Source organism: Moraxella canis, assembly GCF_002014965.1.
Classification (GTDB): domain Bacteria; phylum Pseudomonadota; class Gammaproteobacteria; order Pseudomonadales; family Moraxellaceae; genus Moraxella; species Moraxella canis.
Map to the genome: position 1 here is coordinate 269,885 of NZ_MUXT01000004.1, position 23,027 is coordinate 292,911.

Genomic DNA, 23,027 nt, shown 5'->3' on the forward strand with positions numbered 1-23,027 from the left:
CCCCAAGGGCTGGTTTATGAGTTTGATTGCGCTGATTATTTTGGCATTGAGTATGTCGATGGATGCATTCTCTGTGGCGATTGCCAAAGGCGTGGCGACTCGTGATATGACGCTCGCCAAAGCGCTGCGTCAAGGATTGGTCTTTGGCTTGGTGGAGGCGATTGCACCCATTATAGGCTGGGTGATGGGTCGTCTGGCGCATCAATGGATGCAAAGTGTCGATCACTGGATCGGATTTATTTTATTATCCGCTTTGGGTGTGCGCTGTATTTATGAAGGGCTGACGGGCGAACCAAGCGCTGAGTCTTCATCACAAACCGGCATTTGGCTGGTCATTACCGCCATCGCCACGAGTATTGATGCAACCGTGGTTGGTGTTTCGCTTGCGTTTTTGGAGGTGAATATCTGGCTGGCTGCGGCATTGATTGGTGCTGCAACGACTGTCATGGCGACACTGGGACTTACTTTGGGGCAGCGACTTGGCGCACACTTTGGTAATCGCGCAATGATCTTGGGTGGGCTGATGCTGATCGCCATTGGTACTTATATTCTTTACAGTCACTTGACGGGGTGATAATGCGTTATGTTCTAAGGCGTTTGGGGCTGATGCTGCCGACCTTGTTTGTGATTTTATGTATTAATTTTATCATGGTTCAGATGGCGCCCGGTGGACCGGTGGAATATCAACTGACCAAAATCCAAAATGAACAACAAGCCTTAGCTGCTCAGGGTTTTGCGCTTGCCAATATCAACTATCAAGGGGCGAGCGGTCTATCACCGCAGATGCTTGCAGAGCTGAACGCTCGCTTTGGCTATGATTTACCTTTGATTGAGCGTTTTTGGCTGATGATGTCAAATTTTGCTCGCTTTGATTTGGGCGAGTCTTTTTTTCAGGGCAGGGCGGTGATTGAGCTGATTATAGAAAAAATGCCAATCACGCTTTTATTGGGAGTTTTGAGCCTGATAGTGATGTATGGTTTTGGCATTGTGATTGGACTGTACAAGGTGCGCCATCATCGGTCGTTGCGCGATTCTGTGTTGACGGCGGTTTTGGCGGTGCTACATGCTTTGCCGGTATTTATGCTTGGGGTGCTTTTGCTGGTTTTATTGGCTGGTTCGAGCGGTTGGCAAATTTTCCCCATTCAGGGCGTGGTTTCCCCAAATTTTGAGCAGCTTGGCTGGATTGGTAAAATCAAAGATTTGCTTTGGCATTTAAGCTTACCAGTACTTGCTGGCAGTCTTGGTTCTATTGCTGGTATTGCTTATTTGACCAAATTTAGTGTGATGGCAGAGCTTGATAAGCCATATGTTCAAGCGATGCAGGCGCGGGGATTGATGCGGACTCAAATCATCTACACCCAAGTGCTCAAAAATGCGCTGCTGCCCGTGATGTCGCATTTGCCGATGGCGGTAGTGGGTGTGCTGTTTTCGGGGAATTTTTTGATTGAAATTATTTTTGGTATTGATGGCATTGGGCGTTTGGGTTATGAGGCGGTGATGCAGCGAGATTATCCATTGATGTTTGGTATTTTATACATCTTTACGCTGATCGCAATGGTGGTGCAGCTCATCTTTGATGTGCTGTATCGCATGATTGATCCTAGAGTGGACTTTGAGGCTGTCTGATGCATCATTTGCCAGATGATTTAACCATAAAAAATCAGCCAATCAGCCGAACCGCAGTCATTTGGCGAAAGTTTCGTGCTCAGAAGCTTGCTTTGGTCTCTTTGTCTTTATTTGTGCTGATTTTGATTGTATCACTATGCGCCCCGCTGATCGCCAATGATAAGCCACTGTATGTGCATTATCAAGGCGAGCATTTATTGCCCATGTTGAAGATGTATCCTGAGACAAGATTTGGGGGCGACTTTGAAACGCCGACCAATTACCATGATCCTGCAGTATTAAAATTAATCCGTCAAAATGGCGATGTGTGGATGCCACTCATAAAGTACGGTGAACAGACATTGGTGCTTGATGCGCAGATGCCGCACCCAGCCGTCCCAAGCTTTGCGCATCCATTGGGGACGGATCAGGTGGGGCGAGATGTACTGGCACGGCTACTTTATGCACTGCGTATATCCCTGATATTTGGCATAGGGCTGTCTTTGATTGGTAGTATTTGTGGGGTGTTTGCAGGCTTATTGATGGGCTATTTTGGTGGGCTGACCGATTTATTTGGACAAAGGCTCATTGAGATTTGGATTGGTCTGCCGCAGCTGTTTGTCATGATCATTTTGGCAAGTATCTTTGAGCCTTCATTGATGGTGCTATTTTTATTGCTGCTAAGCTTTGGTTGGCTGTCGCTGGTTTCGCTGACTCGGGTGCATTTTTTGCAGTCACGAAGATTGGATTATGTGCTCACTGCCCAAAATTTGGGCGTTCCTGCGTGGGTGATTATTTATAGGCACATTTTACCCAGCACATTTTTACTGGTGCTATCACAACTGCCTTTTGTGATGGTGGCTAATATTTCTGCCCTAACCACCCTTGATTTTTTGGGATTGGGATTGCCGATGGGCTCGGCAAGCCTTGGCGAGCTTTTGGCACAAGGCAAAAACCATCTGGATGCACCGCATTTGGTTTTGTCAGGTTTTGTTGCTTTGGCAGTGGTTTTGTCGCTATTAATTTTTATTGGGGAAGGCTTAAGAAATGCACTTGACAGATGAGCGAAACCCAAATGATCTGCCTATTTTGGCGCTTCAAGATTATCACTTAAGCTTAGGCGATCGCGTGCTGATCAGTGGCTTGACAGTGATGCTGTCGGCTGGCGAAATCTTGGGCGTCGTCGGTCGCTCAGGCGTCGGCAAAAGCTCTGTCATGCTGTCGCTACTAGGGCTGCTGTCGCCTGAATTTCAAGCTAAGGCAAGGCTTGCCGCCTTAGAAGATCAGCCAATTTTGCTATCCAAACAAGGTGATGAAACAGTCTTTTTGCCCATTCGTGGTCAAGGGATCGGCTATATTTTTCAGGAACCCAAAGCGGCATTTAACCCTATTCATACGATCGCTAAACACTTTGATGTTATCTTAAGCCGGCTTAACACCCCCAAAAAATCGCGCAAATCTATGATGCTTGAGTTGCTTGAACAAGTCCATCTGCCAAATCCAGCATCATTTTTGGAGCGTTATACGCATCAATTGTCAGGCGGTGAGGCGCGGCGGATTAGCATCGCTTTGGTATTGGCGATGTCGCCTAAGCTGATCATTGCTGATGAGCCGACAGGAGCGCTGGATGCTGACTTAACTGATGAAATTTTGGCGTTATTAACCCAGTTATGTCAAGACAGATCCATTGCGCTCATCTTGATCAGCCATGATTTAGGCAGTATTGAGCATCGCTGCGATTGGCTGCTTGCCATGGATTGTAATGATCAAAGCGCGCGCCATGAGTTTGGGGCAGCTCAAGATGTCCTACGAATGCCCATCGCACTTCGGCTACTTGAGGCTGATTATGGTAAACCTATCCCAATCAGCGGTGAGCGCGCCGTACTTAGGCTGTGTGATGTGAGTGTGGGATATCGCACATTTTGGTGGGTGCGCCAAAAGCCAGTGATCCAAAATTTTAGCCTATGCATTCATCAAGGTGAAATTGTGGGTATTATGGGACGCTCAGGCGTCGGCAAGACAACACTGGCAAAAGCGATCACGCGCTTAGATAGCGATTTGGTTGTCCAAGGTGATATCAGTATTGAGGGTAAAACCCTGTATCAGCTATCAGGGCGTGCGCTTAGGCAGGCTCGCAGGCGTGTTCAGATGGTCATGCAAGCTCCACGCGCAAGCCTAAATCCAAACCTAACCATCGAACAAAGCCTCAATGAAGCGATCTTAGCTGATCATGATCAGGCAAGGCAGATGATTGATGAGCTGTTGGAACAATGTCAGCTGCCAAAACAGATACTAAAGCGCTATCCCGATCAGCTGTCAGGAGGTGAGTGTCAGCGAGTGTGCCTGGTGCGTGCATTACTTGCCAAGCCTTCGCTGCTGATCTTAGATGAGCCGACAGCGATGTTAGACCGTATCGCCATCGCTCAGCTGCTCAAGCTACTTAGGCGCATCAATCACACTTATCATACATCCATGATGATAATTAGCCATGATAAATCTGTCCAAAGCGCGATATGCCACCGCATCATTGAGATGGTAGACTTAGGATAATTGATTTAAATTTAGATCATATTAAACGGCAGAGCGATTCAGCACTTCTCGCAGCACAAAACTGGTGTGCAGCTGACTGACGCCATCAATCTTACTTAACCGATGTAGCAAAAATTCTTCATAATGGCGCATGTCTTTGACCAATACTTTGAGCAAATAATCTTCGCTGCGCCCTGTGACGACGCTACAACTGACCACTTCATCAAAATTTTGAATTTGGTTTTCAAATTCGCAAAAGCGCTCGGCGGTGTGCTTATCCATACTCACCGCCACATAGACCGACAAAGAATAGCCAAGCGCATCAGGATTTGTGGCGGCGTGATACCCTGTGATGACGCCGGCATCTTCAAGTCGCTTGATGCGGCGGATGGTGGGTGTGGCAGACAGATTAATCTTTTCGCTGATTTCTGCGATGGATACTCGGGCATTGGTGGTGAGTATGCGCAGTATTTTTTGGTCAATTGTATCTAAGATGACTTGGTCGTTGGATGTACTCATTCAAATTATTCTAAATTATGGTTATTTTTACTATATATTATCATATATTTAGTACAATCATCTAAAATATCCGCAAATGAGTGCAAAAATAAGTAAAAATTGCTATACTTTCTTTGATAAAATTTAGCCATTAAAACATTTAATATTTAAAACTCAATTCACTTTTTGGAGCTTTTATGCCACACATTACCCCAAAAAATCCGGCATTTGATTTTAATAAATATCAGCCATTTGCATTTGCGCCTAAGCTTGAAAACCGCACTTGGCCTGATAAGACCATCACCAAAGCCCCGATTTGGGCAAGTGTTGATCTACGCGATGGCAACCAAGCCTTGATCGATCCGATGAATATCGAACAAAAATTAAAATTCTTTAAATTGCTTGTGGATATTGGCTTTAAAGAGATTGAGATTGGTTTTCCTTCAGCGGCGCAAGTTGAGTTTGATTTTACGCGTCGCTTGATTGAAGAAGGTCATGTGCCTGATGATGTGACCTTGCAGGTGTTAGTGCAGGCGCGAGAGCATTTGATTGACCGTACTTTTGAAGCGCTGCAGGGTGCGCGCCGCGCGATTGTGCATGTTTATAATTCTACCTCAAAAGTTCAGCGCGATAAAGTCTATCAAATGGATAAGCAGCAAATCAAACAAATCGCCATCGATGGGGCGACCATGCTGCGCGATAAGGCGAAAAATTATCCAGACACACAGTGGGTGTTTCAGTATTCGCCAGAAAGCTTTAGCCAAACCGAGACCGATTACGCGGTGGAAGTGTGTGACGCTGTCTGTGAAGTCTGGCAGCCTGAAAATGGGCAAGAGGTGATTTTAAACCTACCCGCCACTGTCGAGGCATCGACGCCAAATATCTATGCTGACCAAGTGGAATATTTTTGCAGGCATCTAAAAGCACGCCCCCATGTGATCATCAGCCTACACACGCACAACGATCGCGGCTGTGCGGTGGCTGCCTCTGAGATGGGCATGATGGCAGGCGCGGATCGCATCGAAGGCACGCTACTGGGTAATGGCGAGCGCACGGGTAATATGGATATTTTGGTCATGGCGATGAATCTATACACCCAAGGTATCGATCCTGAGCTTGATTTTAGTCAGGTCAGTGAAATTGTGCAAATCGTCAGTGAGTGTAATAATTTGCCAGTACATCCGCGCCATCCTTATGTCGGCGAATTGGTCTTTACTGCATTTAGTGGCTCACATCAAGACGCCATCAAAAAATCCTTGGATTATAACGAAAAACATCCTGAGACTGAGCAGCATTGGGATGTGGCGTATCTGCCCATCGATCCGATGCACATCGGTCGCGGCTATCAAGATGTGGTGCGGATTAATAGCCAGTCGGGCAAGGGCGGGGCTGCCTATATCTTGCAGCGACACTATGGCTTTAATTTGCCACGCTGGACACAAATTGACTTTGCCCGCGTGGTGCAGGCTCAAGCAGAAAGCATGGCACGCGAGCTAAAAACCGATGAATTGCTTGAAATTTTTACCCAGGCGTATCTTGAGCAAGACAAATTCCGCCTAAGCGACTACACCATCAGTAATAAAGGCGGCGATGTCAGCTTCCAAGGTCAAGTGGCTGCGCCTGAAGAGGTGTTCGAAGTGATTGGTCAAGGTAATGGCGCCTTATCCGCCTTCATTGATGGGTTGGTCAAGTCCACAGGTAAGCAAATTCATGTTACCAACTATGCTGAGCATGCCATCGATAAAGCAGCTCGCAAGGATGGAGATACTGAGAATCAAACGGATGCCGCTGCTGCTGCTTATATTCAACTGTCGGTAGATGGACAAATCTATTCAGGCATCGGTACTTGTAGCAGCACCGTATCAGCCATGCTAAAAGGCACTTTATCTGCTTTGGCACAGGCTTGGTAATTATAAGACACAAAAAATCCTGCATGATCGCAGGATTTTTTTTGTTATCAGTATAATTCGTCTTTAATCATAGCTTAATTATCATAAAAATACATCAGACAATCGGCTTACGACGATAAAATAAAATGCCAGGAATGGACAATCCCAATACTAACGCTGAAATGACAAAGATCGCATCAAAAAAGTGGCTCATCATGATAATAAATAGATCCATACTAAACCCAAAATAGCCGATTTGTACCATGCTGACCATTGCCTTATAGGCGGCGATCCCTGGCATCATACAGATCAGGCTAGGCACGATCAGAGCTTTGGGCGGCAGACCATAGCGCTGTGCAAAATGCACGCCCAAAAAGCTGCCTGCCATCGCCCCAAAAAAAGTCGAGACCGCCAAATGCACCCCAAAGGCGACCATGATTTGCTTAAGACCAAAGCCAAGCGCCGTTACCATGATGCAGTGAATGATGTAGCGCTTAGGTAGCGTGAACATCAAGCACCAGCCTACTGTGATAATGCAAGATAGCAGGATTTTTTGGAGAATTTCAAGCCAATCCATCACAGCCCCCAGTGTGGAATCTGAAGAAAAATTAAAGTAATCACAATCCCCACACAAGCCGACAAAGTGAGCATGGTGGCAAACATCCATCGACCCACACCCATGTTCATATAGCCTTTTAGAATATCTGATAAGGCATTAATGATGGGAAAGCCAGGAACCAGCAGTAAGACACTGGCTGCAACAGCAATATCAGCATTGACGCCCAAATCCAAAAAATATGCCGATGCCGCCAATAAGGTCGCTGTAAAAGCTGTGATAATCACTACAACAAATGGATTAAAATGCTTCGCTAAAAGATAAACACGCATACGCATTGCCACAAAACTTGCAATCAAAGTGATCAATGACATCATCAGCGTACCGCCATTTAGGTAAGCGAAGCTTGCACAAGACATACCCACAAAAAATGACATCAAGTTATTTGGATAACTGGTGCGATTCATGTGGTCAAAATCTTGCTCAATGCCATCAATCAGCGCGTCTTGTGCATCGGATGATAGCGGCGCTTGACGACTGTGCTGATCTAGCTCGGCTTTTAGGATGATCTGCTGAATTTGAACCAAAATGCTGACATTGATGCCTTGATGAATGGTGTTTCTAACCGTCGTAATGCAGCGACCTTGATATAAAGTGGTCAGTGTGACTGCATTAAACGACAAACCACACTCCACGCCATCAATTCCAAGCGCTACCCCAAGCCGCTTGGTCAAATCGACCACCACGACCGATTCTGCGCCATATTGCATCAGCAGGAGCGCACAGCGGATACACAGCCTTGTGATGCGCTGCTGCTGAGCGTAGTTTAGGCGGCTGGCAGGCACATCAAATAAAATGCTGGGCGTATCGTCGGCTGAGTTTGTCATTGGACGACTTTGGATGGTTTGGATGTTTGGCATGGCATCACTCATATTCAAACTTCAATGAGATTGATTGAATAACCCCGCCAAAAGATCAGTCATTTTACCAATGAGCAAGGCGGTATCTTGTTTTGATAAATTCAACGCTGGTAACAAGCGAATGACATTGCCGCCTGTGACATTGATGATCAAGTGGTGCTGATCGCGAGCGATATTGACAGCCTCAGTGAGATCAATCTCTTTTGGCATGGCAAAGCCAATCATCATCCCACGTCCTCGTGCGCTGACCCCTTGTGCGCCAAATTTATCCACAATGTGCGTGCGTATGGCATCGCCTTGAGTGCGTGCATTATCCATGATCGCCTCATCAAGCACGTCATAAACGGCGCATACTACGCGGCTGCCAAGCGGCGTACCGCCATAGGTTGAGCCATGCGAGCCTGCACCAAATAGCCCAACGGCTTTATTGTTCACCATACAAGCACCAATCGGAAAGCCGTTACCCAAGCCTTTGGCGGTAGTCAGCACATCAGGTGTGATACTTGAATATTGATAAGCAAAATATTTGCCGGTGCGACCATTGCCCGTCTGAACCTCATCGAGCATCAAAAGCCAGTTGTTGTCGTTGCAAATTTTTGACAGTTTTTCTAAATAATCATCAGGGGGGGTGTGTAAGCCGCCTTCACCCTGAATCGGCTCAACAAGCACCGCACAGATGTCTGGATCGCCAGACAGTGCCGCCACTGCATCAACCTCCCCAAAAGGCACGCGCACAAATTCATCATCCAGCGTATAAAAGCCGGCACGCGCCTTAGGATTGGCGGTAGCAGAGACTGTCAAAAGCGTACGCCCATGAAATGAGTTTTCCATCACAATGACCTTAGGCTTGTCTTTGCCTTGATTGTGCGCATAAAGACGAGCGATCTTTAAGGCGCATTCATTGGCTTCAGCACCGGAATTGGCAAAAAACACCTGCTGCATGCCGGCAGCTTGGCACAGCATATCTGCCGCCTTTTCTTGCCAGTCAATGCCAAATAGGTTGCTGGTATGCACCAAACTAGAAGCCTGCTTCGTGATGGCTTGAGTGATGGCAGGGTGGCAGTGCCCAAGACCGCATACGGCAATGCCGGTCAAGGCATCCAAATAAGCCGTACCATCTTCAGTGTATAGGTACGAGCCTTCGCCACGCACAAAGCTGATGGGCTGGCGGGCATAGGTGGGCATGATGTGACTGTTCATGAAGCGTCCTTAATGTCTTTAATTAAAGATGAATTTAATATTCTGATGATTCATCATGTTCAGGCAATGACAGCTCATCGCCTGCAATCAAATACTCATCAGATGCCCACGCACCCAAATCAATGAGCTTACAGCGTTTTGAACAAAATGGGCGGTTTGGGTTGTCAGACCATGTGGTCGGCGTCTGACAGATTGGGCATGGATAGGTGATTTGAGTCATAATTTATGATACTAAAAATAATGTGTATTTTATCATAATTTGGCAAAACTAAGCAGCCAAATCCTTGAATGGCTGACATGATAATTTAAATTGTCTATATGATTATACAAAATTTGCATAAACATGCCGCTTAATACCAATGATAACTACACTTTATGCCATTTTTGCAAAATACATCAGTTTTTCTTTTAAAGTTATCAAATTCATAAAATAATACATGACAGAAATATTAAAGCAAGCTATAATCCCACGCGATCAATTTAGAACAAGACCAAAGAACTGCAACAGCAGACGAATTTAATCAATAGCAATAATAAGGAGAATATTGTGAGTGATTCAAATCCGGTCACCGATGATGATATCTTAAACAAATCATACCGCGAACTGCATCGTCCTAGCTCAAGTTTTGAGACGCGTGATGATTATCTCAAGCACGAATTACAAATCATGAAACCGCGTCGCTGGCGTGCAAACCTACCTTTTCGTGATTATCGCTTTGAATTAGAAGACACCATCCCTGCGATGGCAGGCACCATTGGTAAGATTGTGATGGTGGGCGCGATGGCGGCTGCGTTTGCTGCGCCGTTGGGACTTGGCGAGGCGTTTGTTTTGGAAAACGTGCGTTATGAGATGTTGATTGCGGCGGTATTTGTGCTGCTGTTGTCGGGATTTTTATTGCCGACAGCGAATTTGGCTGGAACACATGGACCCTTGATTCCGCTGATTCCACTGGTAGTGGCTGCAGGTGGTCATCCATTGGCTTTTGGTCTTTTGATTGGTGTCTTCGGGATATTACTTGGGTTATTTAAGGGCGGCTCATTGCTTGCTAAGCTGACCAGTAACGGTGTGGCTGGGGGGCTTTTGCTATATTTGGGCTTTGTGGGATTGACCGCTCAAGTCAAAAACATGATGGCGTGGTCTGAGTCGATTGGACTGCCGCATTTGGCATTTATCATCATCATTGCAACGATTGTGATGTATGCCTTGCTTGAACATTGGCAAAAAAGATGGCTGGCTGTACCGATTGGCTGTGCCTTGGCTGGGTTGATTGCATTTGCTTTAGGTGCGCCATTTGAGTTTAAGACTGAGCCTGGATTGCCGCCGCTAAACCCAATGTATTGGTGGGGCGAGGACACTGGCTGGACGATGGGATTGCCAGACTTAAAAGCGTTCATCGTGGTGTTCCCTTTTGCGGTGCTTGCTGTTGCGATGTGGTCGCCTGACTTTTTGGGTCATCAAGTATTTCAAAAAATCAGCTATCCACCGAATACTGAGCGCACGCACATGAATATCGACGATACCATGATCAGTGCTGCTACTCGTCAAGCAGCAGGCTCGATCCTAGGTGGTGCAAACTTTGCTTCATCGTGGGGAACTTACATTGTACCTGCAGCGATCGCCAAGCGTCCGATTCCAGCTGGCGCTGTATTGACTGCGGTTTTTTGTATCGTTGCGAGTATTTGGGGTTATCCGATGGATTTGGCAATTTGGCAGCCTGTGTTGTCAGTTGCGCTGATTGTTGCGGTGTTCGTGCCGCTACTTGAAGCAGGCATGGAGATGACGCGTAAGGGTAAGACCACGCAGTCGGCGGCGATTGTAGTATTTGCATCTGCACTGGTGAATCCAGTTTTTGGCTGGTCATTGACAATGATGCTGGATAATTTGGGTTTGATTGGGGACAAGCAGCGCAGCGTCGAGCTTGGTTTATCAGGTCGTGTGGTCATCCCATTGGTAGGATTTATCGTGCTTTGCTCTGTCATGGCTGCCGTTGGTATGTTCCCAGGCATACCTGCGTTATTACCGCAGTTTAGACTCTGATTTTTGACTGGTTTCATAAATCGCTCCACTGATTGGGGCGATTTTTTATGACTAATTTTTATGGCTCATATAGATGGTGTATAGCCCCAGTCATTGCAAAATGAAGGCAATTATGCTAAATTGTGCGATTTAACTCTTTAATAATCAAAGCCTTGGAGATTTTCATGAAACAAAGCGAGCAGACGACTTTTAATATGCGCGTAGACAAGCATTTGGTCGAGCAGTTCAAGCAAGCGGCGCGAGATAATAATCGTACCGCAAGTCAACTACTGCGCGATTGCATGATTGAATATGTTAAGAAAAATCGCCAAGCGGATATGTTTAAGCGTTAATTTTACTCACAACTCAATGGGTGATATATGGATTTTAAAGCCGTTGTTGATCATCGCCGTGCGGTGCGAGATTATGATTCAAATCGGGAGCTAGACCCAGCGTTGGTGGTCGATTGCCTAAAGCTTGCGCAGCTGTCGCCCAGTAGCTCAAATATGCAGCTGTACGAATTTTATCACATTACCGATGCCGATATGCTCAAAAAGCTTGCCAAAGCTTGCCTGTCACAGCAAGCGGCTACCAGTGCCGCCCAAATGGTCGTTTTTGTGACGCGCCAAGATAAATATGCCCAAAGAGCCAAATCGGTACTGTCTTTTGAGCGAAATAATATCAAGACCTATAGTCCGCCTGAGCGTCAAGCATCGCGCATTAAGCGCATGGAGAAATATTATGGCGTGCTGATGCCAACGATTTATCGCACGACATTTGGCGTGCCAAGTTTGCGCAGCGCGGCATTTTCAGCCATCCAAAAATTCAAGCCTGTATATGATCGTGTCTCTGCTACCGATGTACGGATCATGGTGCATAAAAGCTGTGCCTTGGCTGCCCAAACTTTCATGCTTGCCATGAGTGCAGCAGGGGCTGATACTTGTCCGATGGAAGGCTTTGACAGTAGAATGGTTAATAATTTACTCAATTTACCCGAAGATGCCGAAGTCAATATGATCATCTCATGTGGCTACCGCACCGAAAAAGGGGTTTGGGGTGAGCGTTTTCGTGTGCCTTTTGAGGAAGTTTATCGGCAGATTTAACCAAATAAAAAACCTTTTGCTTTGCAGAAGGTTTTTTATTTTAAATATCTTTAATTACGCGACTTTTTTATAAATCATCAATTAAACTTAGCGACAAGTCAATATCATCTAATTATAAATTTAAAAAATGATGAAAATGATTTGTATGTTTATTATTGATGAAATACAATGAGTTTACATTTCATATAAATTATTGTTATGATCTCTCGTCAAGCACTCAAAAATGGCATTGAAGCAGCATTCATGCTTGCTGTCGTGATGGGCTTTGGGCGTTTTGCTTATACCGCTTTATATCCGTATATGGTGAGTGAGCGAATTTTAAGCATTGAGCAGGGCAGCTTGGCAGCTTCGGCAAATTATGTGGGTTATTTGATCGGGGCTTTGATGGCGGTGCGGATTAAGCCGTCCAAAGCGCACCGAATGGCATTCGTTGCATTGCTTGGCACAGCGATTGGCTTGGTAGCTTTATATTTTGTGCAGTCAAGCTTTGGTATTATTTTTGTGCGTCTGTTGGCTGGTGTGCTCAGCGCGCTGGGGATCGTATCAACTTCGATGTGGCTTTTGGGGCAGCGTCATCTGCCGCAAGCCGCGCCCATGATGTACGCTGGTGTGGGCTTGGGCATTGCGCTATCGGCAGAAAGCGTGGTTTGGGCGGTCGGTCAAGGATGGCACTCACCGATGATGTGGCTGATGCTGGGCGCAATGGCGGTTTTGGTGATGATGAGCGTCTTACATGGGCTATTTTTTGACAGGCGCTTTGGGCAGGGAGATCAAGCCGCAGCCCAGCAGCCAGATACGCCCATCAGCGCCAATGCCTTGATTGGGATGTATGGATTGGCAGGATTTGGTTATATCGTCACAGCCACTTATCTGCCACTGCTGGTCCAAATGGCGCTGCCTAAGGCTAATATTGGTCATATTTGGGCGGCATTTGGCTTGAGTGTGATCCCATCTTGTTTTATTTGGTATCGACTGCGTCAGCGGTTTGGTAGTCGCGCAAGTCTGACTTTGAATATGGCGATGCAAGCGCTGGGCGTGATCCTGCCTTTAATTTTGCCTAATACTTGGGGATATGTGCTAAGCGCTGTGTTTGTTGGAGGCGGGTTTATGGGTACGGTCACTTTGGTGATGCCGATCGCACAGCAGCTGGCTAAGGACAGCGGTAAAAATCTCATTGCCATTGTGACGGTCTCATACAGCGCAGGACAGATCATCGGTCCGCTAGTTTCAGCAAAGCTTTATCAGTGGACACATGATTTTCAAGCTTCGCTAGTCTTAGCAGCCTGTGCGCTGAGCTTAGGTGCGCTCATTGCTTGGAAAAACGGTTAGCTACAGGATTTCAAATGCATTAAATTCTTAATCAAAAACTTTATTCTTTAACAACATCAACACAGGAGGGCGATATGCCGTATGTCAATGTCAAAGTCACAGGGGGCAGCGAAGCACCCACTACTGAGCAAAAGCAGCAGATCATCGAAGGCGTGACCGAACTGCTTGCGCGCGTTTTGAATAAAAATCCTGCCACTACTGTCGTCGTCATCGATGAAGTTGATATGGATAACTATGGATTGGGCGGCAAGACCATTACCGAAGTGCGTAAGCTTGCCAAACAAGGTTAGATGATTGAGGCGTCAATACGCCACACCGTATTGATGCCTCATTGCCACGCTTCTTTGATCCAGTCACTAGGCAGCACATGCCGATACCACTTGCCGCCACCGCCCGTGATGGCATCAGGTGGGTTAATCTCCCCATGGAAGATCACAATTTTGGCATTGGCAGGTTTTTTTGGCGGTACAAAATATGCCAAAGGAATTTTTTGTAGGCAGTGGTATTTAAAGCTGACGCACCAAGACGGATCCCAATATTCCAAATGGTGATGCTCTCTTAGATAATTTGACAAAAATGCCTGTTCGTGGCGAACTTCTTTGCGGATTTTTTCAAAATTTTGCTCGAAGTATTCAAGCAAATGTGGATATGTGTTATACCCCACTTTGAAACGATACACCGAACTGTTACCTACCATGCGCCAAGGCTTTTTCCAGTCACGGATGATCATGACACTGTCGTCATGTTCGGCTTTATGATTAAAAAAAGCATCAATATTATCAATGATAACGATATCAATATCCAAAAACAGTGCCGTACCTTTTAGCCCATATAAATCAGGCTTAAAGGTGGTGAGTTTTTTCCAGCCGCGCTCTGGGATATTGCTCGGTAAGTTCAGCTCTGGAATAGGGTGGCAGACGACTTCTTCTCGAATGCCAGTCGCATCGTCAGTCAGGCAAACCATGGTAAATGGCAAAGTCATATTACGCTTGACCATATTATACAAGCGATTAACATATTCAGCACCGTATTTGGTACCCCATTTCATACAGATGATATAATTTGTGTCACTCATAACTATCCTTAGGCGCAGCTTGAAGCTCGATGGCGATATTTTTTAGCTCATCTTTATTAAGTAAGTAAGGATTATTTGCCAGTGGTGTGTGTTTGAACCGACGATAGCCCCACATATAATGCAAAAAATGCGGATAAATCATTTGCTCCATCGCTCGGTTGAGGGCTGCGGTTGCAATCTTGGTGTTCTTTGAATACAGGCGCTCATCGTTTAGCTCATAACAAAACACTTCAAAACCATCGCCATGCTCACGTTTTATACAGCTTAAACCAACCAAAGCACAGCCAGTTTTTGCGGCAAGCTTTGGCGCTAGCGTACTGGTGATGGTCTCAATCCCAAAAAAGGGGACGATCTCACCACCTGATACATCAGGGACATGATCGGGTAATATGATACTAAAGCCACCTTCTTTGAGTGTTTTAAAAATTGCCTTAACACCGCTGGCATCCGTAGGCACCAGACTGGCATTAAGCCGTTCGCGCCCTTGTAAAACAAAGCGATCTACCGCCGCATTTTTCATGGGCTTATACATGATGGTTGGAGAGCCAAACGTATTTAACCAAGCATTCATCATCTCCCAAGTCCCAATATGAGGCACGATTGCAAGCATGCCATTGGGATTGGCAAGGGCTTTGGTTAAGATGTCTTCATGATGGACTTGTTTAATTTGTCTCACAGACCACTTTGGCGGCATTGCCCAAGTTTTAAAGCTATCTACCGTGCTGATGAGCTGGTTTTTGAGAATTTGTTTGGTCAGTTTTTGCCGCTGCTTGTCCGGCATCTGAGGGTGAACCAAGATTAAATTGGCTTGGATACTGCGATAAATGCTAAGCTGACAATGATAGGCAATATAAGACGCACACGCTGCCAATCCACGCAGGACTGACAGCGGTACATATCTTAAAAAGCCAAGCACTGATTATTCTGCTGTTTGTTTTTCGCGAATGCGAATGCCCAAATCGCGCAATTGGCGATTATCTACTTCGGCAGGTGCTTCGGTCAATGGGCAGTCAGCAGTTTTGGTTTTTGGGAAAGCGATGACATCACGGATTGAGCTTGCGCCGACCATCAGCATGATCAGGCGATCCAAACCGAATGCCAAGCCACCATGCGGCGGCGCACCAAAACGCAGGGCATCCATCAAGAATTTAAATTTAAGCTCAGCTTCTTCTTTTGAGATACCTAGCGCATCGAAGACCGCCTCTTGCATCTCGACCGTATTAATACGCAGTGAGCCACCGCCAATTTCCGTCCCATTTAGCACCATATCATAAGCGATGGATAGAGCGGTTTCAGGATTTTGTTTAAGCTCTTCAACCGACCCTTTAGGGCGTGTGAAAGGATGGTGAACAGATGTCCATTTACCATCGTCGGTTTCTTCAAACATTGGGAAATCAACGACCCAAAGTGGCGCCCACTCACAGGTAAATAAGTTTAGATCGGTACCGATTTTGACACGCAGTGCGCCCATAGCGTCATTGACGATTTTGGCTTTATCAGCACCAAAGAAAATGATATCGCCAGTTTGGGCATCGGTACGCTTAATCAGCTCAACCAAGACCTCGTCGGTCATGTTTTTGATGATAGGTGATTGCAGACCAGAATCTTTATCGACGCCGTTATTGATGTTGGTGGCATCATTGACCTTGATATAGGCCAATCCACGCGCACCATAGATGCCGACAAATTTGGTGTATTCATCAATTTGCTTACGGCTCATCTCGCCGCCACCAGGAATGCGCAGTGCCACGACGCGACCTTTAGGGTCTTGTGCTGGTCCTGAAAAAACTTTAAATTCAACATCTTGCATGATATCAGCGACATCGACAAGTTTCAAAGGAATGCGCAAATCTGGCTTATCTGAGGCATAGTCACGCATGGCATCTGCATAGGTCATGCGCGGGAAAGTATCAAACTCAACATCAAGCATGGTTTTGAACAAATCTTTGGTCAAGCCTTCGGCGATATCCATGATTTCTTCATCTGATAAAAATGATGTTTCAATATCCACTTGGGTAAATTCAGGCTGACGGTCAGCGCGTAAATCTTCATCGCGGAAGCATTTGGCGATTTGGTAGTAGCGATCAAAACCTGCCACCATCAACAGCTGCTTAAATAGCTGTGGTGATTGGGGTAGGGCGAAGAAGTTGCCTTGACGCGTACGCGATGGCACCAAATAGTCACGCGCACCTTCAGGTGTTGCGCGCGTCAATACGGGTGTTTCGACATCCAAAAATCCATGATCGTCCAAATAGCGGCGAATGGTTGAAGTGGCTTTGGCGCGGAATTTCATACGCTCTTGCATCTCAGGGCGACGCATATCTAAGAAGCGATATTTTAAGCGAAGCTCTTCTGAGACGGTGATGTTATCGTCGTTCAGTGGAAATGGCGGCGTGTCCGCTTTGGCAATCAGTTCAATTTCTTTACCGAGCAGCTCAACCTGACCGCTGACCATGTTCGGATTTTCGGTGCCTTCATAGCGGCGGCGCACGCGTCCTGTAATCTTCAGCAAATATTCTGAGCGAGCAGCATCGGCGGTAGCAAAAGCTTCAGGCGTATCAGGATCGATCACCACTTGCAGCAAGCCTTCACGGTCACGCATATCCAAGAAGATCACCCCGCCATGGTCGCGGCGACGATGTACCCAGCCTGCAATGGTAATGGTTTGGTCAATCAGCTCTTCGGTCACCTGACCGCAGTATGTGCTACGCATCATAATTTTGCCCTAAAAACAGCGCTACCGCATTCACACGGTTGCGAAAAATGTTAAATTAATAAGAGTTTAAAACGCTACATTATGCCTTTTAATTGGCTTTCGTGCAAGTATTGCCGCGAGAAAATTTATTGTTTTTGGGAGCGGTTTTGACTGATTTTAAGTGATGATTGACTTTATTGTGTCAGGGTGATTGATGAAGTGAGTGATAAAAAGAGTAGGCATATTTTTATCTGCTCATACAGCCCACTTATTATAGAATAAAAATACAGTAAAAATTTAACACTTATCAAATTTTCAAATCTTAACCATTTATATTTTGCATAAAAAATGGCAATTTTTTCAAGATTTTTTATGGCATCTGACGGGTAGCTATGGTAGGATTTGAGTAATTTGATGGCGCAAGTTTGAATGGATTTAAAATTTAAGCCAATCACTGATATTGAAACTTGTTGTATTTGCGGTAAATGAGTCGCCCTAGATTAGGATTGTAAATTATCGATGGTCACCTTAAATATTTTATATGTCGTTGCTTCATTATTGATATTTGCCAGTATCATGACGAGCACGCTGTCAGCGCGTTTGGGCGTGCCTTTGCTGTTGTTTTTTTTGGGCGTGGGCATGTTGGCGGGCGAAGAAGGTATTTTGGGGATTGAATTTGCTGAATATAATTTGGCAAATTTCATCGGTCAGGCGGCGCTTGCGTGTATCTTGTTAGATGGCGGTCTTCGTACTTCGATGCGCTCGTTTCGCGTGGGGCTTAAGCCTGCGGTCACTTTGGCAAGCTGGGGCGTATTGGCGACGGTGTTGGTGACAGGCATTTTTGCCACTTGGCTTTTGGATGTGGACTGGCGGCTGGGCGTATTGATGGCTGCCATTGTGGGTTCGACCGATGCAGCAGCAGTATTTAGTCTATTGCGAAACGGCGGCGTCAAGCTCAACGACCGTGTACAAGCCACGCTTGAGATTGAATCAGGCGCGAACGACCCATTGGCGATTTTATTAGTCACGGCGATGATCGCCTTAAATCTTGATCCGACCAGTCAGGGCATTGGTGATATCATCTTTATGCTCATCAGTCAAATTGGCATTGGTTTGGTGCTTGGGTTGTTGGCAGGTTGGGCATTATCCAAGATGCTGCCAAAAGTCCACTTGGCAGATGGCATGTACGCCATTTTGATTTTATCTGCTGGCTTAATCGTCTTTGGTATGACAAACCTTTTGGGCGGTTCTGGATTTTTGGCGGTCTATTTGGCAGGAGTGGTGATCGGTAATACCAAAGTGCGCGCCACAGAGCATGTGCTGCGCGTGATGGACAGTTTTGCTTGGCTGTCGCAAGCGGTGCTATTTGTGGTGCTGGGTTTGTTGGTGCAGCCCTCAAGCATCTTGGAAGTGATTCATTATTCACTGCTGATCTTTATCTTTTTATTATTTGTGGCGCGTCCGATCGCAGTATTTAGCTCATTATTACCGTTTCGTTTTGGCATGCGTGAGATCAGTTTTATTTCTTGGGTGGGCTTGCGCGGAGCGGTGCCGATTACGCTTGCAATCATCCCAGTGACGATGGCGGTGCCTGGTGCTGACTTGGCATTTAATATTACTTTTGGCGTGGTGATTTTATCCTTATTGGTGCAAGGAGCGACCATTCCGCTGATGTCTCGTTTATTTCGTGTTTGGGTACCAACGAATAACGAGCCAAAAGCTGAGCACGAAATTTGGGTGGGAGATCAGGCAAATATTACTTTATACGAATTTGAAGTCAAGCAGGGCGCGTTTGCCATCGGTCGCCATCCTCAAGCAATTTCTACCAAATTTGATGCGCAAGCCTTGTCTTTATTTGCGTTGGTGCGCCATGATAAGCTTGTCAATGTCAATGAAGATACGATCTTAAAGATGGGCGATGTGGTTTGGTATGCCATGCGCGGTGATGATGCGCCGAGCATTGCCAAGATTTTTAATAACTCTGCCACCCAATATCAAAAAAACAGCGAATTTTATGGCGATTGGCTGCTGTCTCCCCATGCGCGCATTGCTGATTTGCCGTTTTATAATTTGGCGACGCGCTCACTTGCCGCCAATTCATCAAGCCGCTTACCAAGACCTGTCGCCAGTGCCTTTGATGTATTTACCGTACCGCCAACGGTTGGGGCGTTGGCTGGGGTTGATGAAGATTTGGTGAATAAATTAACCGAAGCCAAAAATCAAACCGTCGAAGAATTTATGATGCAATATTTTAAGACCGAGCCTGTCAAGGGCGATGAAGTGTACCTCAATGAAACTTGGTCGCTCATCGTGCGTGATGTGGACGGACGCGGCCGCTTGCGCGGTGTGGGTCTAAAAAATAAAATCAAAAAAGACGCTTAATTGAGCGATGATCAATCTTGGCTTAGCTGGTTTGTGCGATTTTTGTAATCAAGTAGTTTTGGGTGTTTAAATTGGGTATTTTTTCCCCATTTATCACCAAATACGCTTTGATTGATTGAGATATTTAAGGAAAATTATGTTACACACTTCAAAAAAACCCATTGAACTACGCATCACCCATCTGAATAAAGTGCAAAAAGATACCAAAAAAAGAATCGAAACTATTCAGTCTGATCATGATGATGCTCCGCATAAACTCAAAGATAAGCTGTGCGAATTATTTAAAGATGTTAAAAAATTAGATAAAAAACGCGAGCAGTCCACCGATGAGCGTACAAAGCAAAAATCGATTTATGTCCTTGATTTTGATGGTGATATTAAGGCAAGCGCCGTCGCTCACTTGCGCGAAGAGATCAGTGCCATCATCAGCGTCGCTAATCAGGGTGATGAAGTGGTGCTGCGCCTTGAAAGCGGCGGTGGTCAAGTGCATGCTTATGGCTTGGCTGCCGCGCAGCTTGTACGGATCAAAGAAGCAGGATTAAAGCTCACCATCTGTGTCGATAAGATCGCTGCCAGTGGTGGCTATATGATGGCTTGTACCGCCGATAAACTCATTGCCAGTGATTTTTCAGTGATTGGCTCTATCGGTGTAATCAGTCAGCTGCCTAATTTTCACGAATTTTTGAAAAAACATGATGTGCAATTTGAGCAGTTCACAGCAGGTGAATATAAGCGTACTGTGACGATTTTTGGGGAAAACGACGACGAAGATCGCGCTAAGCACCAAGCCGACATTGAGCGCATTCATGAGTTATTTAAAGGTTTTATTAATAAACATCGTCCTCGGTTGGATCTTGAGCGCGTCGCGACAGGCGAAGTGTGGTTCGGTGAAGACGCTCTAGAGCTTAGGCTGATTGATGAGATTGGCACTTCAGATGCCTATTTGCTTGATAAGCTAAAAACACACGAAGCGTATTTATTACATTCGCGCAGCAAGCCGACTTTGGCAGAGAAAATTGGCTTAGCTGAGCAGCTTGGCAGTAGCGTCGCACATCTGATTGGGCAAACTGGCGATCTGTTGGGTCAGGCTTTGGCTAAATTTGGCAGACCTTAAGTGATGACTGAAGAGTCTTCAGAAAATTTAAGCTAAACACAATTAATGCTGTGATTTTTGGCTCGGTTGCGTTAAAATACTCGATTTAGTCAGTTGATGACGCAGATGAGCTTGGTTGTAATTTCCATGAAAAAACTTGAAGAATTATTTAGTAAAGCCGATAAATTCGGCCGTATTGTTGCCAACCGTTTTAATAAAATTAAAGACTTAAACGACATTCGCGGTGTTGGCGCAGGTAAGACGGTGCTGATCACAGGGGCAAGCTCGGGACTCGGTGCTATGATGGCGCGTAAGTTTGCGTTTTTGGGCTATGATTTGGCGATTTGCGCGCGCCGCCTAGAGAGACTTGAGGCGATCAAAGCTGAGCTTGAGGGCGATTATGGCATCACAGTGCATACTAAGCGCTTGGATGTGACTGATTATGAACAGATTTTTGAGGTTTTTGGCGAATTTGCCGAACAAATCGGTCAAATTGATAAAATCATCGTCAATGCGGGCGTGGGTGACAGTCGTGTGATCGGTCATGGCCGATTTAACATTAACCGCGCCACTGCCGAAACAAACTTTATCGCTGCTATGGCTCAATGTGAGGCAGCGATGCAGATTTTTCGTAGTCAAAACAGCGGGCAATTGGTTGTCATCTCTAGCATGTCAGCGGTGCGAGGTTTGCCGCGTCATTTGACGACTTATGCCGCTGCCAAAGCTGGTCTTGCTAGACTGGCTGAAGGCATTCGCGCTGATATGATCAAAGAAAAATTACCGATTACAGTTTCCACCATTTACCCAGGCTATGTCCGTACGGATTTAAATATCGGTGCCAAATATTTGCCTTTTGAGGTGGAAGAAGATGAGGGCGCTGATGTGATCGTCAAGGCCATCGAAGCAAAGGTTTCGGAAGCTTATGTCCCACTTTGGCCGTGGCTTCCGATTGGACTGGGGATGAAGTATTTGCCGCTTAAGGTAATTACTAAGTTTATCTAATAAAGTATATCATTTTATATAATAAAGGCTTGTATTTACAAGCCTTTTGGGTTATGAAGAACACAGTGATGGGGAAGTCATGAGTCAAAGTAGCACTGAGAATGCTGAACTAGCAAATGCCACCCTTGCGGTCGCGGATGCTGCCGAAACCGCCAAAGAAGTTGCAGCTGATGCAGCAAAAATAACCAAAGATACGCTTGAGCATGGTGCTAATGACACCTTGCAATTTTTGGGCATACCAATAGATATTAATACGCTTACTCACATGCTGATCGATTTGTCTGGTCGATTGGTGTTGGCGCTGCTCATTTTCTTTGTGGGTAAGTGGATTGGTAAGCGCATGGTGCGCATTGCCAAGCACGTCATGGCAAAAAGCCGACTGGATAATACTGCCGCCAACTTTTTGGGCAATTTATTATATGGTCTCATGCTTGTTGCGGTGGTTTTGGCATCTTTAAATAAGCTTGGTGTAAACACCAACTCATTCGTTGCTATGCTCGGTGCAGCAGGCGTTGCTATTGGTGTATCGCTAAAAGATCAGTTATCAAACTTAGCAGCAGGTGTTTTGATTGTCATTTTTAGACCGTTTGGTCGCGGTGATGTCGTCGAAGTCGGTGGTAAACTTGGAACGGTGCTTGATATCAGCTTGGTGAATACACGCATTCGTACCGCCAATAATCACGAAATCATCATACCTAATGGCGATATCATGACCACTGCCAGTATCAACTATTCATCCCTGCCAACACGCCGCGTGGATGTCGAAGTAGGTATTGGTTATAGTTCAGACATTCGCGCTGCAAGGGAGGTGATGGTCGCACTTGCCAAGGCTCACCCCAATGTTTTGGATGATCCAGAGCCAAGTGTCATCGTAACCGCTTTGGCGGACAGCTCTGTGGATTTGATGCTCAGAGCATGGACGAATAACGATGATTGGTTCATGACACATGCTGAGCTGCTTGAACAGGTCAAATATGCATTTGATGAAGCGGGTATTGATATTCCCTTTCCAAATCGTACAGTGCAAATTGATGGCTTTGAGATGGATAAACTTAATGCGCTGTTTGAGTCCCAAGCTGAGCATGCACGCTTAATCAAAACTTCTAAACAAGATCCAATCAATTAAACCAAATC

Annotated in this window: 22 protein-coding genes; 14 read left to right on the forward strand and 8 right to left on the reverse strand. The window is 45.9% G+C overall.

All coding sequences use genetic code 11. The annotated features are described in order from the left end of the window. The first annotated feature begins 16 nt into the window (after positions 1-16). Genes B0180_RS03595 through B0180_RS03610 form a run of 4 tightly spaced genes read left to right on the forward strand, consistent with a single transcriptional unit; the run spans position 17 to position 4,155 of the window. Positions 17-574 (forward strand): manganese efflux pump MntP, encoded by a 558-nt coding sequence (locus B0180_RS03595; RefSeq protein WP_078255692.1) that lies wholly within the window; start codon positions 17-19, stop codon positions 572-574. After that, positions 574-1,626 carry an ABC transporter permease subunit gene (locus B0180_RS03600; RefSeq protein WP_078255760.1) on the forward strand — a complete coding sequence of 351 codons (1,053 nt, stop codon included), beginning with the start codon at positions 574-576 and terminating at the stop codon, positions 1,624-1,626. The genes B0180_RS03595 and B0180_RS03600 overlap by 1 nt, the downstream gene beginning before the upstream one ends. Beyond that, complete coding sequence (locus B0180_RS03605; RefSeq protein ID WP_078255693.1) at positions 1,626-2,669, forward strand: ABC transporter permease subunit; 1,044 nt, start codon at positions 1,626-1,628, stop codon at positions 2,667-2,669. Before B0180_RS03600 ends, B0180_RS03605 begins: the two co-directional genes overlap by 1 nt. Further along, complete coding sequence (locus B0180_RS03610; protein WP_078255694.1) at positions 2,653-4,155, forward strand: ABC transporter ATP-binding protein; 1,503 nt, start codon at positions 2,653-2,655, stop codon at positions 4,153-4,155. Before B0180_RS03605 ends, B0180_RS03610 begins: the two co-directional genes overlap by 17 nt. Positions 4,156-4,176: 21 nt before the next feature. On the opposite strand, the gene B0180_RS03615 is transcribed toward B0180_RS03610, so the two are convergent. Then, positions 4,177-4,653, reverse strand: a complete 477-nt coding sequence (locus B0180_RS03615) for an Lrp/AsnC family transcriptional regulator (protein ID WP_078255695.1) — start codon at positions 4,651-4,653, stop codon at positions 4,177-4,179. A 176-nt stretch (positions 4,654-4,829) separates the two neighbouring features. Between B0180_RS03615 and leuA the strand changes: the two genes are divergently transcribed. Next, entirely contained in the window at positions 4,830-6,542 is a 1,713-nt protein-coding gene (gene leuA, locus B0180_RS03620; protein WP_078255696.1) for a 2-isopropylmalate synthase, read from the forward strand. A 94-nt stretch (positions 6,543-6,636) separates the two neighbouring features. Here leuA and B0180_RS03625 read toward each other — a convergent pair whose 3' ends face one another. From B0180_RS03625 to B0180_RS03640, 4 genes are read right to left on the reverse strand one after another with little or no spacing between them, the layout of a single operon-like run. Further along, positions 6,637-7,098, reverse strand: coding sequence for a threonine/serine exporter family protein (locus B0180_RS03625; protein ID WP_078255697.1), 462 nt, complete (start codon positions 7,096-7,098; stop codon positions 6,637-6,639). Next, positions 7,098-7,997, reverse strand: coding sequence for a threonine/serine exporter family protein (locus tag B0180_RS03630; RefSeq protein WP_078255761.1), 900 nt, complete (start codon positions 7,995-7,997; stop codon positions 7,098-7,100). Before B0180_RS03630 ends, B0180_RS03625 begins: the two co-directional genes overlap by 1 nt. 21 nt (positions 7,998-8,018) lie before the next feature. Then, positions 8,019-9,197 carry an aspartate aminotransferase family protein gene (locus tag B0180_RS03635; RefSeq protein ID WP_078255698.1) on the reverse strand — a complete coding sequence of 393 codons (1,179 nt, stop codon included), beginning with the start codon at positions 9,195-9,197 and terminating at the stop codon, positions 8,019-8,021. 34 nt (positions 9,198-9,231) lie between these two features. Beyond that, a complete protein-coding gene (locus B0180_RS03640) occupies positions 9,232-9,417 on the reverse strand; it encodes a DNA gyrase inhibitor YacG (protein WP_078255699.1) in 186 nt (61 codons plus the stop codon). A 327-nt stretch (positions 9,418-9,744) separates the two neighbouring features. On the opposite strand from B0180_RS03640, the gene B0180_RS03645 reads away from it, so the two are divergent. From B0180_RS03645 to B0180_RS03660, 5 genes are all read left to right on the forward strand, one after another. Next, entirely contained in the window at positions 9,745-11,235 is a 1,491-nt protein-coding gene (locus B0180_RS03645; RefSeq protein ID WP_078255700.1) for a DUF3360 family protein, read from the forward strand. A 164-nt stretch (positions 11,236-11,399) separates the two neighbouring features. After that, the gene (locus B0180_RS10145) at positions 11,400-11,567 is read left to right on the forward strand and encodes a hypothetical protein (protein WP_167366915.1); all 168 of its coding nucleotides are present in this window, start codon (positions 11,400-11,402) and stop codon (positions 11,565-11,567) included. Positions 11,568-11,594: 27 nt separating this feature from the next. Continuing rightward, the gene (locus B0180_RS03650; RefSeq protein WP_078255701.1) at positions 11,595-12,317 is read left to right on the forward strand and encodes a nitroreductase family protein; all 723 of its coding nucleotides are present in this window, start codon (positions 11,595-11,597) and stop codon (positions 12,315-12,317) included. Between the two features lie 198 nt (positions 12,318-12,515). Beyond that, positions 12,516-13,646: a YbfB/YjiJ family MFS transporter gene (locus tag B0180_RS03655; RefSeq protein ID WP_143821264.1), complete on the forward strand. Its 1,131-nt coding sequence runs from the start codon at positions 12,516-12,518 to the stop codon at positions 13,644-13,646. 74 nt (positions 13,647-13,720) lie between these two features. Beyond that, on the forward strand, positions 13,721-13,936 hold the full coding sequence (locus B0180_RS03660; RefSeq protein WP_078255702.1) for a tautomerase family protein: 216 nt from the start codon (positions 13,721-13,723) through the stop codon (positions 13,934-13,936). A 38-nt stretch (positions 13,937-13,974) separates the two neighbouring features. Here B0180_RS03660 and B0180_RS03665 read toward each other — a convergent pair whose 3' ends face one another. From B0180_RS03665 to aspS, 3 genes are read right to left on the reverse strand one after another with little or no spacing between them, the layout of a single operon-like run. Next, positions 13,975-14,721: a glycosyltransferase gene (locus B0180_RS03665; protein WP_078255703.1), complete on the reverse strand. Its 747-nt coding sequence runs from the start codon at positions 14,719-14,721 to the stop codon at positions 13,975-13,977. Further along, positions 14,714-15,637 carry a lysophospholipid acyltransferase family protein gene (locus B0180_RS03670; RefSeq protein ID WP_078255704.1) on the reverse strand — a complete coding sequence of 308 codons (924 nt, stop codon included), beginning with the start codon at positions 15,635-15,637 and terminating at the stop codon, positions 14,714-14,716. Before B0180_RS03670 ends, B0180_RS03665 begins: the two co-directional genes overlap by 8 nt. A gap of 3 nt (positions 15,638-15,640) precedes the next feature. After that, positions 15,641-17,437 carry an aspartate--tRNA ligase gene (aspS, locus tag B0180_RS03675; protein WP_078255705.1) on the reverse strand — a complete coding sequence of 599 codons (1,797 nt, stop codon included), beginning with the start codon at positions 17,435-17,437 and terminating at the stop codon, positions 15,641-15,643. Positions 17,438-17,935: 498 nt separating this feature from the next. Here aspS and B0180_RS03680 point away from each other — a divergent pair, with 498 nt between their 5' ends. From B0180_RS03680 to B0180_RS03695, 4 genes are all read left to right on the forward strand, one after another. After that, complete coding sequence (locus tag B0180_RS03680) at positions 17,936-19,798, forward strand: potassium/proton antiporter (protein ID WP_078255706.1); 1,863 nt, start codon at positions 17,936-17,938, stop codon at positions 19,796-19,798. Positions 19,799-19,934: 136 nt separating this feature from the next. Next, positions 19,935-20,912 (forward strand): protease SohB, encoded by a 978-nt coding sequence (sohB, locus tag B0180_RS03685; protein WP_078255707.1) that lies wholly within the window; start codon positions 19,935-19,937, stop codon positions 20,910-20,912. Between the two features lie 126 nt (positions 20,913-21,038). Further along, positions 21,039-21,893, forward strand: a complete 855-nt coding sequence (locus B0180_RS03690; RefSeq protein ID WP_049235829.1) for an SDR family oxidoreductase — start codon at positions 21,039-21,041, stop codon at positions 21,891-21,893. A 79-nt stretch (positions 21,894-21,972) separates the two neighbouring features. Further along, on the forward strand, positions 21,973-23,019 hold the full coding sequence (locus B0180_RS03695; RefSeq protein WP_078255708.1) for a mechanosensitive ion channel family protein: 1,047 nt from the start codon (positions 21,973-21,975) through the stop codon (positions 23,017-23,019). Positions 23,020-23,027 lie beyond the last annotated feature (8 nt).

Coding starts and splice junctions, on each gene's coding strand:
- B0180_RS03690 (WP_049235829.1), top strand. CDS start 21,039: ATGAAAAAACTTGAAGAATTATTTAGTAAAGCCGATAAATTCGGCCGT.
- B0180_RS03635 (WP_078255698.1), bottom strand. CDS start 9,197: ATGAACAGTCACATCATGCCCACCTATGCCCGCCAGCCCATCAGCTTT.
- B0180_RS10145 (WP_167366915.1), top strand. CDS start 11,400: ATGAAACAAAGCGAGCAGACGACTTTTAATATGCGCGTAGACAAGCAT.
- B0180_RS03610 (WP_078255694.1), top strand. CDS start 2,653: ATGCACTTGACAGATGAGCGAAACCCAAATGATCTGCCTATTTTGGCG.
- B0180_RS03650 (WP_078255701.1), top strand. CDS start 11,595: ATGGATTTTAAAGCCGTTGTTGATCATCGCCGTGCGGTGCGAGATTAT.
- B0180_RS03680 (WP_078255706.1), top strand. CDS start 17,936: ATGGTCACCTTAAATATTTTATATGTCGTTGCTTCATTATTGATATTT.
- aspS (WP_078255705.1), bottom strand. CDS start 17,437: ATGATGCGTAGCACATACTGCGGTCAGGTGACCGAAGAGCTGATTGAC.
- B0180_RS03630 (WP_078255761.1), bottom strand. CDS start 7,997: ATGCCAAACATCCAAACCATCCAAAGTCGTCCAATGACAAACTCAGCC.
- leuA (WP_078255696.1), top strand. CDS start 4,830: ATGCCACACATTACCCCAAAAAATCCGGCATTTGATTTTAATAAATAT.
- B0180_RS03605 (WP_078255693.1), top strand. CDS start 1,626: ATGCATCATTTGCCAGATGATTTAACCATAAAAAATCAGCCAATCAGC.
- B0180_RS03640 (WP_078255699.1), bottom strand. CDS start 9,417: ATGACTCAAATCACCTATCCATGCCCAATCTGTCAGACGCCGACCACA.
- B0180_RS03595 (WP_078255692.1), top strand. CDS start 17: ATGAGTTTGATTGCGCTGATTATTTTGGCATTGAGTATGTCGATGGAT.
- B0180_RS03660 (WP_078255702.1), top strand. CDS start 13,721: ATGCCGTATGTCAATGTCAAAGTCACAGGGGGCAGCGAAGCACCCACT.
- B0180_RS03655 (WP_143821264.1), top strand. CDS start 12,516: ATGATCTCTCGTCAAGCACTCAAAAATGGCATTGAAGCAGCATTCATG.
- B0180_RS03625 (WP_078255697.1), bottom strand. CDS start 7,098: ATGGATTGGCTTGAAATTCTCCAAAAAATCCTGCTATCTTGCATTATC.
- sohB (WP_078255707.1), top strand. CDS start 19,935: ATGTTACACACTTCAAAAAAACCCATTGAACTACGCATCACCCATCTG.
- B0180_RS03615 (WP_078255695.1), bottom strand. CDS start 4,653: ATGAGTACATCCAACGACCAAGTCATCTTAGATACAATTGACCAAAAA.
- B0180_RS03695 (WP_078255708.1), top strand. CDS start 21,973: ATGAGTCAAAGTAGCACTGAGAATGCTGAACTAGCAAATGCCACCCTT.
- B0180_RS03665 (WP_078255703.1), bottom strand. CDS start 14,721: ATGAGTGACACAAATTATATCATCTGTATGAAATGGGGTACCAAATAC.